Annotated in this window: 11 protein-coding genes and 1 pseudogene; all 12 read left to right on the forward strand. The window is 65.9% G+C overall.

What is annotated here, in order from left to right; genetic code table 11:
- The first annotated feature begins 4 nt into the window (after window positions 1-4).
- Window positions 5-1,066, forward strand: coding sequence for an imelysin family protein (locus tag IB275_RS25580; RefSeq protein ID WP_192292316.1), 1,062 nt, complete (start codon window positions 5-7; stop codon window positions 1,064-1,066).
- 153 nt (window positions 1,067-1,219) lie between these two features.
- A complete protein-coding gene (locus IB275_RS25585; protein ID WP_192292319.1) occupies window positions 1,220-2,314 on the forward strand; it encodes a DUF1513 domain-containing protein in 1,095 nt (364 codons plus the stop codon).
- Window positions 2,315-2,918: 604 nt separating this feature from the next.
- Window positions 2,919-3,128, forward strand: a pseudogene (locus IB275_RS25590) (methyl-accepting chemotaxis protein); the annotation flags it as partial.
- A 228-nt stretch (window positions 3,129-3,356) separates the two neighbouring features.
- The gene (locus IB275_RS25595) at window positions 3,357-4,061 is read left to right on the forward strand and encodes a methyl-accepting chemotaxis protein (protein ID WP_412548371.1); all 705 of its coding nucleotides are present in this window, start codon (window positions 3,357-3,359) and stop codon (window positions 4,059-4,061) included.
- 303 nt (window positions 4,062-4,364) lie between these two features.
- Window positions 4,365-5,507, forward strand: coding sequence for an efflux RND transporter periplasmic adaptor subunit (locus tag IB275_RS25600; protein ID WP_192292325.1), 1,143 nt, complete (start codon window positions 4,365-4,367; stop codon window positions 5,505-5,507).
- A 195-nt stretch (window positions 5,508-5,702) separates the two neighbouring features.
- A complete protein-coding gene (locus IB275_RS25605; RefSeq protein WP_192292328.1) occupies window positions 5,703-8,762 on the forward strand; it encodes a multidrug efflux RND transporter permease subunit in 3,060 nt (1,019 codons plus the stop codon).
- A 270-nt stretch (window positions 8,763-9,032) separates the two neighbouring features.
- Window positions 9,033-9,506 carry a GspH/FimT family pseudopilin gene (locus tag IB275_RS25610; protein ID WP_192292331.1) on the forward strand — a complete coding sequence of 158 codons (474 nt, stop codon included), beginning with the start codon at window positions 9,033-9,035 and terminating at the stop codon, window positions 9,504-9,506.
- Window positions 9,503-10,039, forward strand: a complete 537-nt coding sequence (gene pilV / locus IB275_RS25615) for a type IV pilus modification protein PilV (protein ID WP_192292334.1) — start codon at window positions 9,503-9,505, stop codon at window positions 10,037-10,039. The genes IB275_RS25610 and pilV overlap by 4 nt, the downstream gene beginning before the upstream one ends.
- A gap of 8 nt (window positions 10,040-10,047) precedes the next feature.
- A complete protein-coding gene (locus tag IB275_RS25620; RefSeq protein ID WP_192292339.1) occupies window positions 10,048-10,809 on the forward strand; it encodes a PilW family protein in 762 nt (253 codons plus the stop codon).
- Window positions 10,806-11,384 carry a pilus assembly PilX family protein gene (locus IB275_RS25625; RefSeq protein ID WP_192292342.1) on the forward strand — a complete coding sequence of 193 codons (579 nt, stop codon included), beginning with the start codon at window positions 10,806-10,808 and terminating at the stop codon, window positions 11,382-11,384. The genes IB275_RS25620 and IB275_RS25625 overlap by 4 nt, the downstream gene beginning before the upstream one ends.
- Window positions 11,385-11,394: 10 nt before the next feature.
- Window positions 11,395-15,366: a pilus assembly protein gene (locus IB275_RS25630; RefSeq protein WP_192292345.1), complete on the forward strand. Its 3,972-nt coding sequence runs from the start codon at window positions 11,395-11,397 to the stop codon at window positions 15,364-15,366.
- Window positions 15,363-15,800, forward strand: coding sequence for a type IV pilin protein (locus tag IB275_RS25635; protein WP_192292348.1), 438 nt, complete (start codon window positions 15,363-15,365; stop codon window positions 15,798-15,800). The genes IB275_RS25630 and IB275_RS25635 overlap by 4 nt, the downstream gene beginning before the upstream one ends.
- Window positions 15,801-15,824: the final 24 nt, after the last annotated feature.

Raw genomic sequence — 15,824 nt, forward strand, 5'->3', positions numbered from 1 at the left:
CACCATGTTCCGCCCCCGACTGCTGATCACCAGCCTTGCCATCGCCCTGGGCGCCTGCTCGCCCACCGACCCGCAGGCCACCACCAGCGCCACGCTGGCCCAGCAGGTGATCCTGCCGACCTACAGCCGCTGGGTCGACGCCGACCGCGCGCTGGCCGCCAGCGCCCTGGCCTACTGCCAGGGCAAGGAAGATCTGACCAAGGCCCGCGCCGACTTCATGGTCGCGCAGAAGGCCTGGGCCGAGCTGCAGCCGCTGCTGGTCGGTCCGCTGGCCGAGGGCAACCGCTCCTGGCAGGTACAGTTCTGGCCGGACAAGAAGAACCTCGTGGCGCGCCAGGTCGAGCAACTGCTCAACAGCGGCAACGCGATTTCCCCGGCGACCCTGGATAAATCCAGCGTCGTGGTGCAGGGCCTGACCGCCTACGAATACATTCTCTATGACGCCAGGATCGACCTCGCCAACGCCGAGACCAAGGCGCGCTACTGCCCGCTGCTGGAAGCCATCGGCGAACACCAGCAGGCGCTGGCGGAGAGCATCCTGGCGCAGTGGAAGAAGGACGGCGGCATGCTCGCCCAGCTCTCCAAGTTCCCCAACGAGCGCTACGCCGATGCCCACGAAGCCATCGCCGAACTGCTGCGCGTACAGGTCACCGCACTGGACATGCTGAAGAAGAAACTCGGCACCCCACTGGGCCGCCAGAGCAAGGGCATCCCGCAGCCGTTCCAGGCTGAAGGTTGGCGCAGCGACATGTCGCTCGCGAGCCTGGACTCCAGCCTGACTGGCGCCCAGGCACTGTGGGACGGCACCGACAAGAAGGGCCTGCGCGCCCTGCTGCCGGCCGAACAGAAAGAGCTGGCCGGCAAGATCGACGCAGCCTACGCCGACGTCCACGGCAAGCTGAAGGCGATCAACCAGCCGCTCAGCGAGCTGCTCAAGAACGAAGCCGGCCTCAAGCAGCTGAACGAGCTGTACGACAGCCTCAACGTCGTCCACCGCCTGCACGAAGGCGACCTCGCCAAGGCCCTGGGAGTACAGCTGGGCTTCAACGCCAACGACGGGGATTGATTCGATCGGCTGCGCGTCGGCCATGCGTCGTTGGGACGGCGCGTCGGATTGCTCATTGGCTGGAGCCAACTCCGCATCCGCCGCACCATCCCGCCTGGCCTGGCTCTAGCTCGCAAGATCGATGGGATGCAAGAAGTGATAGAGGTGAAAGCCATGTTGCGACGTCACGTGATCGGCCTGGGCAGCCTGCTCCTCGGCGCCCTGACCTTCGGCGGCTGGACGCTGTCACGCAAGGGCAAGGAGCCCCTGGTGCTGTCCGCCCGTGACGACGCGGATGGCAAGCACTATGCCGTGGGCTATCGCCTGGACGGCAGCTGCGCCTTCGCCACCGAAGTCGGCCTGCGCTGCCACGACGTGGTGCAGCACCCCAGCCTGCCGCTGGCGCTGTTCGTCGCCCGCCGCCCGGGCCGGCACAGCTACCTGATCGACCTGAATGACGGCCGCCTGCTGCAGACCGTCGATTCGCAGGCCGACCGCCACTTCTATGGCCACGGCGTGTGGCACAAGGACGGCGAATGGCTCTACGCGACCGAGAACGACACCACCGATCCGGGTCGCGGCCTGCTCGGCGTGTACCGCTTCGATGGCGAGCGCCTGAACCACACTGGCGAGGTTTCCACCCACGGCCTCGGTCCGCACCAGGTGTCCTGGATGCCCGATGGCGAGACCCTGGTGGTGGCCAACGGCGGCATCCGCACCGAAGCAGAAAGCCGCGTTGAGATGAACCTCGACGCCATGGAGCCGAGCCTGGTGCTGATGCAGCGCGACGGCGCGCTGATCTCCAGGGAAACCCTGCCGCAGCAGATGAACAGCGTGCGTCACCTGGCCATCGCCGCGGACGGCACTATAGTCGCCGGCCAGCAGTACATGGGCGACTCCCATGACCGCGCCGACCTGCTCGCCATCAAGCGCCCCGGCGAGGCCTTCCAGGCCTTCCCGCTGGCCGACGAGCAGCGCCTGGCGATGACCCAGTACACCGCCAGCGTTGCCGTGCACAACGACCTGCGCCTGGTCGCCCTTACCGCTCCGCGCGGCAACCGCTTCTTCATCTGGGACCTGGACTCCGGCGCCGTGCGCCTGGACGCGCCGCTGCCCGACTGCGCCGGTGTCGGCGCGGTGAAGGACGGCTTCGTCGTCACCTCCGGCCAGGGCCGCTGCCGCTTCTACGACTGCCGCAGCGAACGCATCGCCGGCACCCCGCTGGACCTGCCCCCGGCCTTCTGGGACAACCACCTGCACCTGGCCTGAACGCCCGTACCAGAGCGTCCGCACCCCCTACCACTCGTCTGCCGGCACTACGGAAGGTGCCGACACGGCCGATGCAAAGGCTGACCGATTCCCACCCTGCGTCTTAGAGGCGTAAACCAAGATGTCCCCCAACACTTCCCTGCGTACCCAGATCCTTTCGCTGCTGGGCGGCAGCCTGCTGCTCGTGCTGCTGATCGCCCTCGCCTGCTTCCACTTCCTCTCCGGCAGCGTCGGCGCCTACCAGCGCCTGCTGGACGGCCCGCTGCAGTCCTCGCAACTGGTCGACCAGGCGAACCTGGCCTTCAAGGTCCAGGTGCAGGAATGGAAGAACGTCCTGCTGCGCGGCCAGCAGCCGGCTGACCTGACCAAGTACTGGGGCCAGTTCGAGGACCAGGAACGCGCCGTGCAGGAGGTGCTCGGTCGCCTGGAGCAGAACGCCGCCGACGAGCCGCAGCTCAAGGCCCAGGTCAGCCGCCTGCGCGACGAACACCGCCAGCTCGGCCAGGCCTACCGCAAGGGACGCGACGCCTACCTCGCCGCCGGCAGCGACCCGCGCGCCGGTGACGCCGCGGTGAAAGGCATCGACCGCGCCGCCAGCGAGCAGATGGCCGCCCTGGTGGACAGCCTGCACCGCGATGCCCAGGAAGAAGCCGGGAACATCTCCGCCAGCGCCCACAGCACCGTCATCAGCGGCAGCCTGACCCTGCTGATCTCCGGCCTCGCGCTAGGCCTGCTGAGCCTGTGGCTGGTCAACCGCAACCTGATCGGCCCGATCGCCCGCCTGATCGAACACATCGCCCAGCTCAGCGAAGGCAACTTCGGCGAGCGCGTCGACGCCAGCCGCCGCGATGAACTGGGCCGCCTGGCCCGCGCTGCCAATACCCTGCGCGACTTCCTGGCCGAGACCTTCACCCGCCTGAAACACAGCACCACCGAACTGGACACCGCCAGCGGCGAACTGAACGCCATCGCCACCCTGATGGCCGAAGGTACCCGCGAGCAGTTCTCGCGCACCGATCAGGTGGCCACGGCGATGCACGAGATGTCCGCCACCGCCCAGGAAGTCGCCCGACACGCCTCCGACGCCGCCCGCGCCGCCGACGATGCCGACCAGCACGCCCAGGAAGGCGGCGAAGTGATGAAGACCACCATCGTCACCATCACCGAGATGAGCAACGAGATCGCCAACACTGCCGAAGTCATCCGCCGCCTGGAAAGCGACAGCGGACGCATCGGCAAGGTGCTCGAAGTGATCCGCGGCATCGCCGACCAGACCAACCTGCTGGCCCTCAACGCCGCCATCGAGGCCGCCCGTGCCGGTGAAGCCGGCCGTGGTTTCGCCGTGGTCGCCGACGAGGTCCGCACCCTGGCCCAGCGCACCGCCGAGTCCACCGCCGAGATCCACCAGATCATCGACACCGTGCAGACCGGCTCGGTCAACGCCCTGCGCGCCATCGAGAGCGGCCAGACCCGCAGCGAACAGGGCGTGGAGCGCGTCACCCAGGCCGGCGAAGTGCTGCGCAGCATCACCCACGCCGTGGAAGCCATCCGCGACATGAACCGCCAGATCGCCACCGCCGCCGAGGAGCAGACCTCGGTTGCCGAGGACATCTCGCGCAACCTCACCGAGATCACCGCCATCGGCGCCACCAACGAGGAGAACGTGGTGCGCACCCAGGGCGCCAGCCGTCACTTGCATGGTCTCTCCGGCGAGCTGGCGGATGTCACTCGCAAGCTCAGCGCCTGATCCTTCTCAGCCACATGGACGTGGCTCTCCCTCCACCACACTTCTCCAGCAGATTCCGTCGCACCGATCCAGCGCACATCTTCCGCAAACAACCTTACTTTTCGTGGGAAACCTCTTGTAATCGCAGCCCTTTGACTCGCCGTGCATTCAGGCATAAGGTGCGCAATTCCGCCCCGCAATGGGGCGTCCCCCGTATCGGCTTCAAAGCCTGATCGATATCTGCGCGAACGGAAGGCCGCCCGGCAATTTGTGGGCGAGCGATCGCGCCCGATTGCTGCCAGGCACGTACCAAGGAACAGGAAGATGTTGCGCCGCATGCTGATCATGCTGGGCGTAGTTGCCGTCATCGTTGCGGTGCTCGCCGGCTCGAAATACCTCTCCATCAAGAAACAGATCGCCATGTTCTCGGCGCCGCGTCCGCCGGTGAGCGTGAACGCAGCCAATGCCGAAGAGCGCGACTGGCAGAGCCGCCTGCAGGCCATCGGCACCCTGCGCGCGATCCAGGGCGTGACCCTGACTGCCGAAGTCTCCGGCACGGTCAGCGCGGTGCAGTTCGTCTCCGGCGACAAGGTCAAGGTCGGCCAGCCGGTGGTGCAACTCGAATCCGACGTCGAGCAGGCCACCCTGCGCACCGCCGAGGCGGATCTCGGGCTGGCCCAGGTCGAGTACGAGCGCGGCAAGAGCCTGGTGGGCCGCCAGGCCATTTCCAAGAGCGAGTACGACCGCCTCGCCGCCCAGCTGAACCGATCCACCGCCACCGTCGCGCAACTGCGCGCGGCGCTGGCGAAGAAGCGCATCCTCGCGCCCTTCTCCGGCACCATCGGCATCCGCCAGGTGGACGTCGGCGACTACGTCTCCCCCGGCACCGAGATCGTCACCCTGCAGGACCTGACGACCTTGCAGGTGGACTTCTTCCTGCCCGAGCAGGACTTCCCGCTGCTCAAGCGCGGGCAGAAAGTCGTGGTACGCGTGGCGGCCTATCCGGGCCAGAGCTTCGACGCGCAGATCGACGCCATCAGCCCGCGCGTGGACAACCAGACGCGCAACCTGCTGGTCCGCGCCAGCATGGCCAACCCCGACGGCAAGCTGCTGCCGGGCATGTTCGCCAACCTGGAAGTGCAGTTGCCGGACAGTGCGCCGCGCGTCGTGGTACCCGAGACCGCGGTGGCCTTCACCCTGTATGGCAACTCGGTGTACGTGGTGGTGCCGCAGAAGAACAAGGCCGACGACAAGGACGCCGACGTGGCCAGTACCAGCCAGACCAAGGTCACGGAGTCTTCGCAGAAAAAGCTCGAAGTCGAGCGCCGCTTCGTCAAGACCGGCGAACGCCGCGAAGGCAGCGTGGTGATCCTCGAGGGCCTGAAGGCCGGCGAAGAAGTGGTGACCTCCGGCCAGCTCAAGCTGGACAACGGTACCGCCGTGGCCATCGTCCAGGACCCGCAGTAATCGCACAGCAGTGCCCTCGCCACCGGCGAGGGCAACCAGAGACAACCGCTCTGCCCGGATTTCGCGAGCTAGAGCCAGGCAAGGCGGAGGGAATTGGCGAAAGCGGAGTTGGCTGTAGCCAATGAGCATTTCGACGATTTCCTCCAACGCCGCATGGCCGACGCGCAGCAAATCCGAACACAAAGGATTGAGCTTATGGGCTTCACCGATCCCTTTATCCGTCGCCCCGTGCTGGCGACCGTGGTCAGCCTGCTGATCGTCCTGCTCGGCATGCAGGCCTTCAGCAAGCTGGTGATCCGCGAATATCCGCAGATGGAAAACGCGCTGATCACCGTCACCACCTTCTATGCCGGCGCCAACGCCGAAACCATCCAGGGCTACATCACCCAGCCGCTGCAGCAGAGTCTCGCCAGCGCAGAAGGCATCGACTACATGACCTCGGTGAGCCGGCAGAACTACTCGGTGATCTCGATCTACGCGCACATCGGCGCCAACTCCGATCGCCTGGTCACCGAGCTGCTGTCGAAGATCGGTGAGGTGAAGACCCAGCTGCCGCCCGATGCGGAAGACCCGGTACTGGACAAGGAAGCCGCCGATGCCTCGGCGCTGATGTACATCAGCTTCTTCAGCGAGCAGATGAACAACCCGCAGATCACCGACTACCTGTCGCGGGTGATCCAGCCCAAGCTCGCCACCTTGCCGGGTATTTCCGAAGCCGAGATCCTCGGCAACCAGGTGTTCGCCATGCGTCTGTGGCTCGACCCGGTGAAGATGGCCGCCTACGGCATCACCGCCGGCGACGTGGCCAGCGCGGTGCGCGAGTACAACTTCCTCTCCGCCGCCGGCGAGGTGAAGGGCGAGCTGGTGGTCACCTCGGTGAACGCCTCCACCGACCTGAAATCTCCGGAAGCCTTCGCCGCCATTCCCCTGAAGACCGCGGGCGATCGCCGCGTACTGATGGGCGATGTGGCGCGCATCGAGCTGGGTGCGGCGAGCTACGACGCGGTCAGCTCGTTCAACGGCATCCCGTCGGTGTACATCGGCATCAAGGGCACGCCCAGCTCCAACCCGCTGGATGTGATCAAGGAAGTCCGCGCCAAGATGCCGGAGCTGGAAGAGCAGCTGCCGCCGGGCCTCAAGGTGTCCATCGCCTATGACGCCACGCGCTTCATCCAGGCCTCCATCGACGAGGTGGTGAAGACCCTCGGCGAGGCGATCCTGATCGTCATCGTGGTGGTGTTCCTGTTCCTCGGCGCGTTCCGCTCGGTGATCATCCCGGTGGTGACCATCCCGCTGTCGATGATCGGCGTGCTGTTCTTCATGCAGGTGATGGGCTACTCGATCAACCTGCTGACGCTGCTGGCCATGGTGCTCGCCATCGGCCTGGTGGTGGACGACGCCATCGTGGTGGTGGAGAACATCCACCGTCACATCGAGGAGGGCAAATCGCCGTTCCAGGGCGCCATCGAGGGCGCACGGGAAATCGCCGTGCCGGTGGTGACCATGACCATCACCCTGGCCGCCGTGTACGCGCCCATCGGTTTCCTCAGCGGCCTCACCGGCGCACTGTTCAAGGAGTTCGCCTTCACCCTGGCCGGCGCGGTGATCATCTCCGGCATCGTCGCGCTGACGCTGTCGCCTATGATGTGCTCGCGCCTGCTGCGCCACGACGAGAACCCCAGCGGCCTGGCCCATCGCCTGGACCTGATCTTCGAAGGCCTGAAAGTGCGCTACCAGCGTGCGCTGCACGGCACGCTGAACAGCCGCCCGGTGGTCATCGTCTTCGCCCTGCTGGTGCTGGCGATCATCCCGCTGCTGATGATGTTCACCCACAAGGAACTGGCGCCGGAGGAGGACCAGGGCATCGTCTTCATCATGGCCAACGCGCCGCAGACGGCGAACCTCGACTACCTGTCGAAGTACACCGCCGAGTTCGAGGGCATCTTCCGCAAGTTCCCCGAGTATTATTCCGCGTTCCAGATCAACGGCTACAACGGCGTGCAGACCGGCATCGGCGGCATGCTGCTCAAGCCCTGGGACGAGCGCCAGCGCAGCCAGATGGAACTGCTGCACGCGGTGCAGGGCGAGCTGGACAAGATCCCCGGCCTGCAGATCTTTGGCTTCAACCTGCCGTCGCTGCCGGGCACAGGCGAGGGCCTGCCATTCCAGTTCGTGATCAACACCGCCAGCGACTACCAGTCCCTGCTGCAGGTAGCCGAGCGGGTGAAGAAGCGCGCGGAAGAGTCGGGCAAGTTCGCCTTCCTCGACCTCGACCTGGCCTTCGACAAGCCCGAACTGGTGGTCGATATCGACCGCGCCAAGGCCGCGCAGATGGGCGTGTCCATGCAGGATCTGGGCATCGCACTGGGAGCGCTGCTGGGTGAAGGCGAGATCAACCGCTTCACCATCGACGGGCGCAGCTACAAAGTCATCGCCCAGGTCGAGCGAGCCTACCGCGACAACCCGAGCTGGCTGAACAACTACTACGTAAAGAGCCAGAGCGGCCAGCTGATCTCGCTGTCCACCCTGGTGACCTTCCACGAGCGCGCGCGCCCGCGCCAGCTCAACCAGTTCCAGCAGCTGAACTCGGCGATCATCTCCGGCGTGCCGATGGTCAGCATGGGCGAAGCCATCGACACCGTGCGCAGCATCGCCGAGCAGGAATCACCGCGCGGCTTCTCCTTCGACTACGCCGGCGCCTCACGGCAGTTCGTGCAGGAAGGCAGCGCATTGATGATTACCTTCGCCCTGGCGCTGGCGGTGATCTTCCTGGTGCTGGCGGCGCAGTTCGAGAGCTTCCGCGATCCGCTGGTGATCATGGTCACCGTGCCACTGTCGATCTGCGGCGCACTGATCCCGCTGTTCCTCGGCCTGTCGAGCCTGAACATCTACACCCAGGTGGGGCTGGTGACGCTGATCGGGCTGATCAGCAAGCACGGTATCCTCATCGTCGAGTTCGCCAACCAGCTGCGCCATGAGCGCGGGCTGTCGGTGCGCGAGGCGGTGGAGGAAGCCGCGGCAATCCGCCTGCGTCCAGTGCTGATGACCACCGCTGCCATGGTGCTCGGCGTGATCCCGCTGCTGCTCGCCACCGGGGCAGGCGCGGTGAGCCGCTTCGACATCGGCGTGGTGATCGCCACCGGTATGAGCGTCGGCACGCTGTTCACCCTGTTCGTGCTGCCCTGCGTCTACACGCTGCTGGCCAAGCCGGACAAGAAGCCGGCCGAATCCCCCGCACCGGCCACGGCGCACTGAACAAAAAGGCCCCGCACTTGCGGGGCCTTTTCTTTGAGCAGCTCCGCCACCGAGACATCCGGAGCTGCCTTGCAGGACGAGGCCCACCTGCAGGATCGGCGCGCCAGTTCGTCATCTGAGCAGACTTCCGACAGACCATTCATACGCACATTTCGACCGTCCGCTCCTTTATCTCGGCGTTGATACACAACCTCTAAATTCCCCAAACACGCATCGCGTATCCCTGCGCGCCATTCGCCGGGGATCTCCGGCCCAACGTCGGAACCCGCCATGCCGGCAAACACCCCAAGCCCAGGCTTCACCCTGGTCGAACTGATGGTCACCCTGGCCGTCCTGGCCATCCTCTCGACACTGGCCGCGCCGATGTTCGGCGACCTGATCCAACGCAGTAAAGTCGATGCCGCCAGCGGCGAACTGGCCCACCTGCTGCAGTACGCGCGCAGCGAAGCCATCACCCGCGCCAGCGCGGTGACGATCACCGCCAGCAGCGGCAACTGGGTCGGTGCGCTGAGTGTCGCCACCAGCAGCGAAACCCTGCGCCAGTATGGCAGCGAGGGCATCAACGGCGGCAGCGCGGTGACCGCGACCGGCAGCGCCAGCAGTCTGACCTTCCGCGCAGCCGGTACGCTCAATGGCGCTGCACAGAGCATCCGTCTGTGCCCCAGCAGCGGCAGCAGCGGCCGTCTGCTGAGCATCTCCAGCAGCGGACAGATCACCAGCACCACCACGGAGTGCTCGTCATGAGACGCGCCCACCGAGGTTTCAGCCTGCTGGAAGTGCTGATCAGCCTGCTGCTGGTCAGCGTCGGCGCACTGGGCATGGCGGCACTCCAGGGCAAGAGCCTGCGTTACACGCAGGATGCGGTGCAGCGCAACGAGGCAATCATGCTCGCCCAACAGTTGCTGGAGCAGATGCGCAGCAACCCCAAGGATGCCTTGAGCACCACCCATCAATTCAGCAGCAGCTCGGCCTACTACAAGGTCGCCGGCACGGCCTTCGCCACCGCTTCGCGCAGCGATTGCGCCACCCGCGAGCGCGGTAATGGCGGCTCCGACGTGGCGAAAGCCGATCTCGCATGCTGGCTGCAAGCGGTGCAGGCGACGCTGCCGGTGACCAGCTCGATCCTCAGCGCCAGCTTCACCATCTGCCCCAGCCAGTCCGATGGCGAGTGCAGCAACGACGCCAGCTCCGCCGTGCTGATCCAGTTGGCGTGGAACGACCCCAGCGGCCAGTGCGACAACAACCTGTGCATCTACCGCCTGCGCGGCGAACTCTGAGGTCCGGCATGTCCGCAAGAACATTCCCCGCACAAGCACGCCAAGCCGGCCTGTCGCTGGTCGAGCTGATGGTCGCCCTGGCCATCGGCAGCCTGCTGATCCTCGGCGCCACCGAGCTGTTCATCAACAACAAGGCGCACTTCCAGTTCCAGCAGGGCCAACTGGGCAACCAGGAAAACGCCCGCTACACGCTCCTGCTGCTGGACCAGCAACTGGCCCGCACCGGCTATCGCTACCTGCCCCAGGACAGCCTGGAAGTAGCCTTCCCGGCACTGGCCAGCAGCAACGGCTGCCCGTCCTTCAAGGCCGGCCAGACCTACCAGGCGAGCAGCGACGGCAAGGGCGTCTGCCTGCGTTACCAGGGCGCCAGCGACAGCACCACGGAAGTCGCCGGCTCCAATGGCAACCAGTACGACTGCCTGGGCGCCTTCGTCCCGCGCGGTACACGTGTGCTCACGCGCATCAGCTATATCGCCGGCAGCACGCCGGCGGACGGCACCCTCACCTGCACGGCCCAGGGCGCCACCGAGCAGGCGCTGATCAAGGGCGTGGCGGACTTTGCGCTGTTCGCCCTGCCCTCCAGCAGCGATGACAGCCAGGCGGTGAGCTACGCCGCTCTGCTCGCCACCGGTGCATCGACCCGTGGCGGCATGAGCAGCGAGATCGCCAGCCGCTGGAAAACCCTCAGCGGCGCGACCCTCAGCGAGAACACCGCCTACCTCTACCAGATCGCCCAAGGCAGCGTGATGCTGCGGAACCTGATGCCATGAGCCCACGACACACCCTGCGCGCACAACGCGGCGCCACCCTGGTCATCGCCCTGGTGATGCTGCTGCTTGGCACCCTGATCGCCCTGAGCAGCATGCGCGGCACCACCACCGAGACCCGCATCATCGGCAACCTCAGCGAGCAACAGCATTCGCGGGCTGCCGCCGAGTCAGCACTGCGCGAGGGCGAGCGCCGACTGGCCGCGCAGACCAGCCTGGACCAGGGTTCGGCGAACTGCGCCTCCAGCGTCGCGCAGCACGCCAACCTGTGCATCCTGGTCAGCGACAAGTACGCCTCCAACGCCAAGGCCAACGCCGACTGGTGGAGCAGCGACGCCACCTCCATCGCCTACCTGGGCATGGACGGCAGCTCCACCTTCGACCCCGTGCCGCGCTGGAATGCCGCCTACATCGCCTTCGACCCGGCCGACTCCAACGGCAACGTACAGATCACCGACCCCGACGAGCGCTCCCAGGGGCGCGGGCCGCATTACTACCGGGTGAGCGCTGCCGCCCGCGCCGACGGACAGCGCCTGATGAGCGTGCTGCAGACCGTCACCATCCGTCGCTACTACTGAGGAGCCCGACGTGAGCCGACGTCCCGCCCAGCCCTTCCTGCCGCTCCTGTTCGGCGGCCTGTTGCTCGCCACCGCGCTGCCCACCGATGCCGCGACACTGACGCTGAGCCAGCAGCCGCTGTTCCTCACCGAGGGCGTGGCGCCGAACATCATGGTGACCATCGACAACTCCAACAGCATGCGCTGGAGCTTTGCCCCCGACGGCATGAACCCCACCACCGGCAGCACCTACAACGGCTACACCGCCGACCAGGTGCGCACCAGCCGGCGCGCCAAGTCGTCGACCTTCAACCCGCTGTACTACAACCCCAACGTCACCTACCAGGCGCCCTACAGCGTCAGCTACAGCAACGCCAGCACCACCTACACGCCGCTGACCACCAGCTTCACCACGGCCTATGTGAACGGTTTCAAGAGCGCCAAGGGCAGCTTCGACCTGAGCTCGGCGTACAAGGTCTCCTGGGAGTACGACACCGCCCGCGCAACCACCGACAGCACCTACTGGACCTACACCGGCTACACCTCCTACAACAGCCCGGACAAGGTCTACTACCTGGCGGCGAACCCGTCCTCGGACTTCAGTTCGAGCAGTACCTCGTCCAGCACCACCAGTTCCTCCAGCGTCAGCAGCTCGACCACTTCCACTGGCAAGTCGGCGTCGCTCACCGGCGGCGGCACCTACACGGTCACCGCCAAGAGCAGCAGCTGCACGGCGACCATCACCAACCCAAAGTCCAGCACCGGGTCGACCACCACCAACAGTGACGGCAGCACCTCCAGCACTACCACCGCCGTCAGCTACTCGACCGCCAGCTGCTCTTACGCCACCAGCGGTAAGACCACCACCTACACGGTGACCTCGACCGCCACCACCACGCTGACGACGACCACCACCTACCCCGATCGCACCAAGGCGGCAGTGCCGGCGTACTACTACGTCTACAACACCGCACTCAGCGGCTGCAGCAGCAACGTCAACGACGACAACTGCTACAAGCTGGTGACCGTGTCCTCCACCTCCGGCACCAACAGCAGTGACGAGCGGCAGAACTTCGCCAACTGGTACAGCTTCTACCGCAACCGTGAGCTGGCGACCCAGTCCGGCGCCAACCTCGCTTTCGTCTCGCTGCCGGAGAACACCCGCCTCAGCTGGCAGGCCCTGGGCACCAGCGACACCTGCATCACCAGCAGCTCGTACCTGTCGAGCTACAACTGCCGCGGGCTGAGCAACACCAGCACCAGCTATTACGACAACCGCCTCGGCACCTTCTCCGGTGCGCACCGGGCCAAGTTCTTCGAGTGGCTCGGCGACATCTACTTCAACCAGGGCACCCCGCTGCTGGATGCCGTCGACCGCGTCGGTTCGCTGCTCAGTGTCACCGGCAAGTACAGCCCCTATGCCTACTCCATCGGCAGCAGCGAAACGCCGCTGTACAGCTGCCGGGCGAGCTACAGCATCACCCTCACCGACGGCATCTGGAACACCGCCGGCAGCCACGGCGACTGGGACAGCACCGGCCGTACCCTGCCCGACGGCCAGACCTACAGTGCACGCGCACCGTACAAGGACAGCGCTTCCAATACCCTCGCCGACCTGGCATTCAAGTACTGGGCCACCGACGCCCAGCCCAACATCGCCAACAACGTCAGCACCTACATCGCCGAGAGCAACAGCAACGCCACCACCCAGTACTGGAACCCGAAAAACGATCCAGCGACCTGGCAGCACATGGTCAGCTACTTCGTCGGTCTGGGCCTGACCACCAGCCTGACCAACCCCGCCTGGGGCGGCGACACCTATTCCGGGGACTACAGCAAGCTGGCCGCCGGCACGCTGAGCTGGCCGGCGGCGTCCTCGGGCAGTGCCAACAACGTCTACGACCTTTGGCACGCGGCGATCGACTCCCGTGGCGAGTTCTTCAGCGTCGACTCGCCCGATGACCTGGTCTCCGCCCTGCAGAACGTGGTCAACCGCATCTCCCAGCGCGAGGACTCTGGCGCCGCGCCGGCGCTGGTCAGCTCGCCGCTGCTCAATGCAGACAGCAGCACCGCCGACAGTGAGCTGTACAGCTATACCCCGAAGTTCGCCAGCACAGACTGGAGCGGCGACCTGATCAAGTACCTGCAGAACACAGCCAACGGCAGCCAGACTTCTGTCTGGAGCGCCCAGGACGTTATGGACAGCACCTACGGTAGCGGCAACAGCGCCTGGTCCACGCGTACGGTGAAGATGGCCGGCAGCACAGCCGGGACGCTCAAGGACTTCACCTGGAGCAACCTCAGCAGCGCCCAGCAGACCACCCTCAACAAGACCCTCGCCAGCGTCACCGACAGCAATGGCGAGAAGCGCGTGGCCTACCTGCGTGGCGACCGCAGCAATGAAGGCACACTGCTGCGTACTCGCAGCACCGTGCTGGGCGACATCATCGATTCTTCGCCGGTGCTGGTGGGCCCACCCAACCGCCTAGCCTCGCTGATGAACGCCACCGTCAGCAGCACCGACACCTCCTACACCACCTTCAAGAGCACCTGGAGCGCGCGCCCCACGCGCCTCTATGTCGGCGCCAACGACGGCATGCTGCATGCCTTCGATGCCGACGGTAAGGAAGTCTTCGCCTACGTCCCCAGCGCGGTGATCAGCAACCTCTACAAGCTCACCGACAGCGACTACACCAGCGCCACCCACCAGTATTACGTGGACGGCTCGCCGGTCACCGCCGATGTCTATTACGACAACGCCTGGCACACCGTGCTGGTCGGCACCCTGCGCGGCGGCGGCCGCGCGCTGTTCGCCCTGGACATCACCGACCCGGCCAACATCAAGCTGCTCTGGGAGAAGAGCTACAGCGACAGCGACTACAGCGAGCTGGGCTTCACCTACTCGCGGCCGACCATCAGCCTGCTGCACAACGGCACCTGGGCGGTGATCCTGGGCAACGGCTACAACGGCGCCAACGACAAGGCCGTGCTCTACCTGATGGACGTCAAGGACGGCAGCCTGATCAAGGCCCTTACCGCCAGCGACGGCAAGACCACCGCCAATGGCCTGGCCACCCCGCGCGCCGCCGATATCAACGGTGACCTGATCACCGACTACGTCTATGCCGGTGACCTGCACGGCAACCTCTGGCGCTTCGACCTGACCAGCTCCGGCAGCCTCACCGCCAGCACCACCGCCAGCAGCTTCCGCGTCGGCTTCGGCGGCTCGCCGCTGTACAGCGCGACCACCACTGCCGGGCAGGTGCAACCGATCACCAGCGCACCCTACCTGGTCAAGCACAGCTCCGGCACCGGCTACCTGGTGATCTTCGGCACCGGCAAGTACATCGAGTCCGACGACGCCGACCCCAACACCACCCAGATCATGGACCTCTACGGCATCTGGGACCGGCAGACCGCCGGCGAGGCCGCCACCAGTACACCCACGCTCAGCCGCGGCAAGCTGCAGCAGCAGACCATCACCCAGAGCGAAGTGACCACGTCCTTCGACAACAACGGCACGGCGGTGACCCAGACCATCCGCACCGTCAGCGACAACGCCGTCACCTGGTACGACAGCAGCGGCAACGTCTCGCAGTACGGCTGGTACCTGGACCTCCCCGCCACCGGCGAAATGGTGGTCAACAACCCCTACGCCACCTCCGGCGTGCTGCTCGCCAGCACCCTGACGCCCAACGAAGACCCCTGCGCCGACGGCGTCACTACCTGGCTGATGTCGCTCGACCCGTATACCGGCGGCGCCACCGATTTCGCCACCCTGGACCTGAACAACGACGGCGTGGTGGACGACAACGATCTGTACAACGGCAGCGTCGTCTCCGCCTTGCAGATGTCCGGCCTCAAGGGCGGCTTCACGGTCGGCAGCACCAGCGCCAGCAGCAGCAACGTCAACGCCTGCGGAAGCGACGGCTGCGTCAGCGTGGCAACCAGCGGCGCCAGCTCCGGGCGGCAGAACTGGCTGAACATCAAGGAACAGGAATGAACAGGCACTACCGGCAAGACGGCTTCACCCTGATGGAGCTCATGGTGGTGGTGGCGATCCTGGCGATCCTCGCCGCCGTCGCCTACCCCAACTACCAGGAATATGTGCTGCGCGGCAAACGCGCGGAAGGCCAGGCCCTGCTCAACCAGGCCGCGTCGCAGGAAGAACGCTGGTACGCGCTCAATTCGGTATCCGGCTACGTCACCGACCAGTCTTCGGTGGCCAACCTGAAGCTGGCTGGCACCAGTGGCAGCACCGTCACCTCCCCCACCGGCCTGTATACCCTGACGGTGGGCGGAGGCAGCAGCGACGGCGGCTACACGCTGACGGCCAACCCGACCTTCACCGATAGCAAGTGCACCCACCTGACCCTGACCGCCCAGGGCCAGAAGGGCAGCAGCGGCACCGGCAGCGTAAGTGATTGCTGGCGTTGAGGCGCGACAGGCCTCGCGATCCAC

Origin of the sequence: Pseudomonas sp. PDM21 (assembly GCF_014852505.2) — a bacterium.
Classification (GTDB): domain Bacteria; phylum Pseudomonadota; class Gammaproteobacteria; order Pseudomonadales; family Pseudomonadaceae; genus Pseudomonas.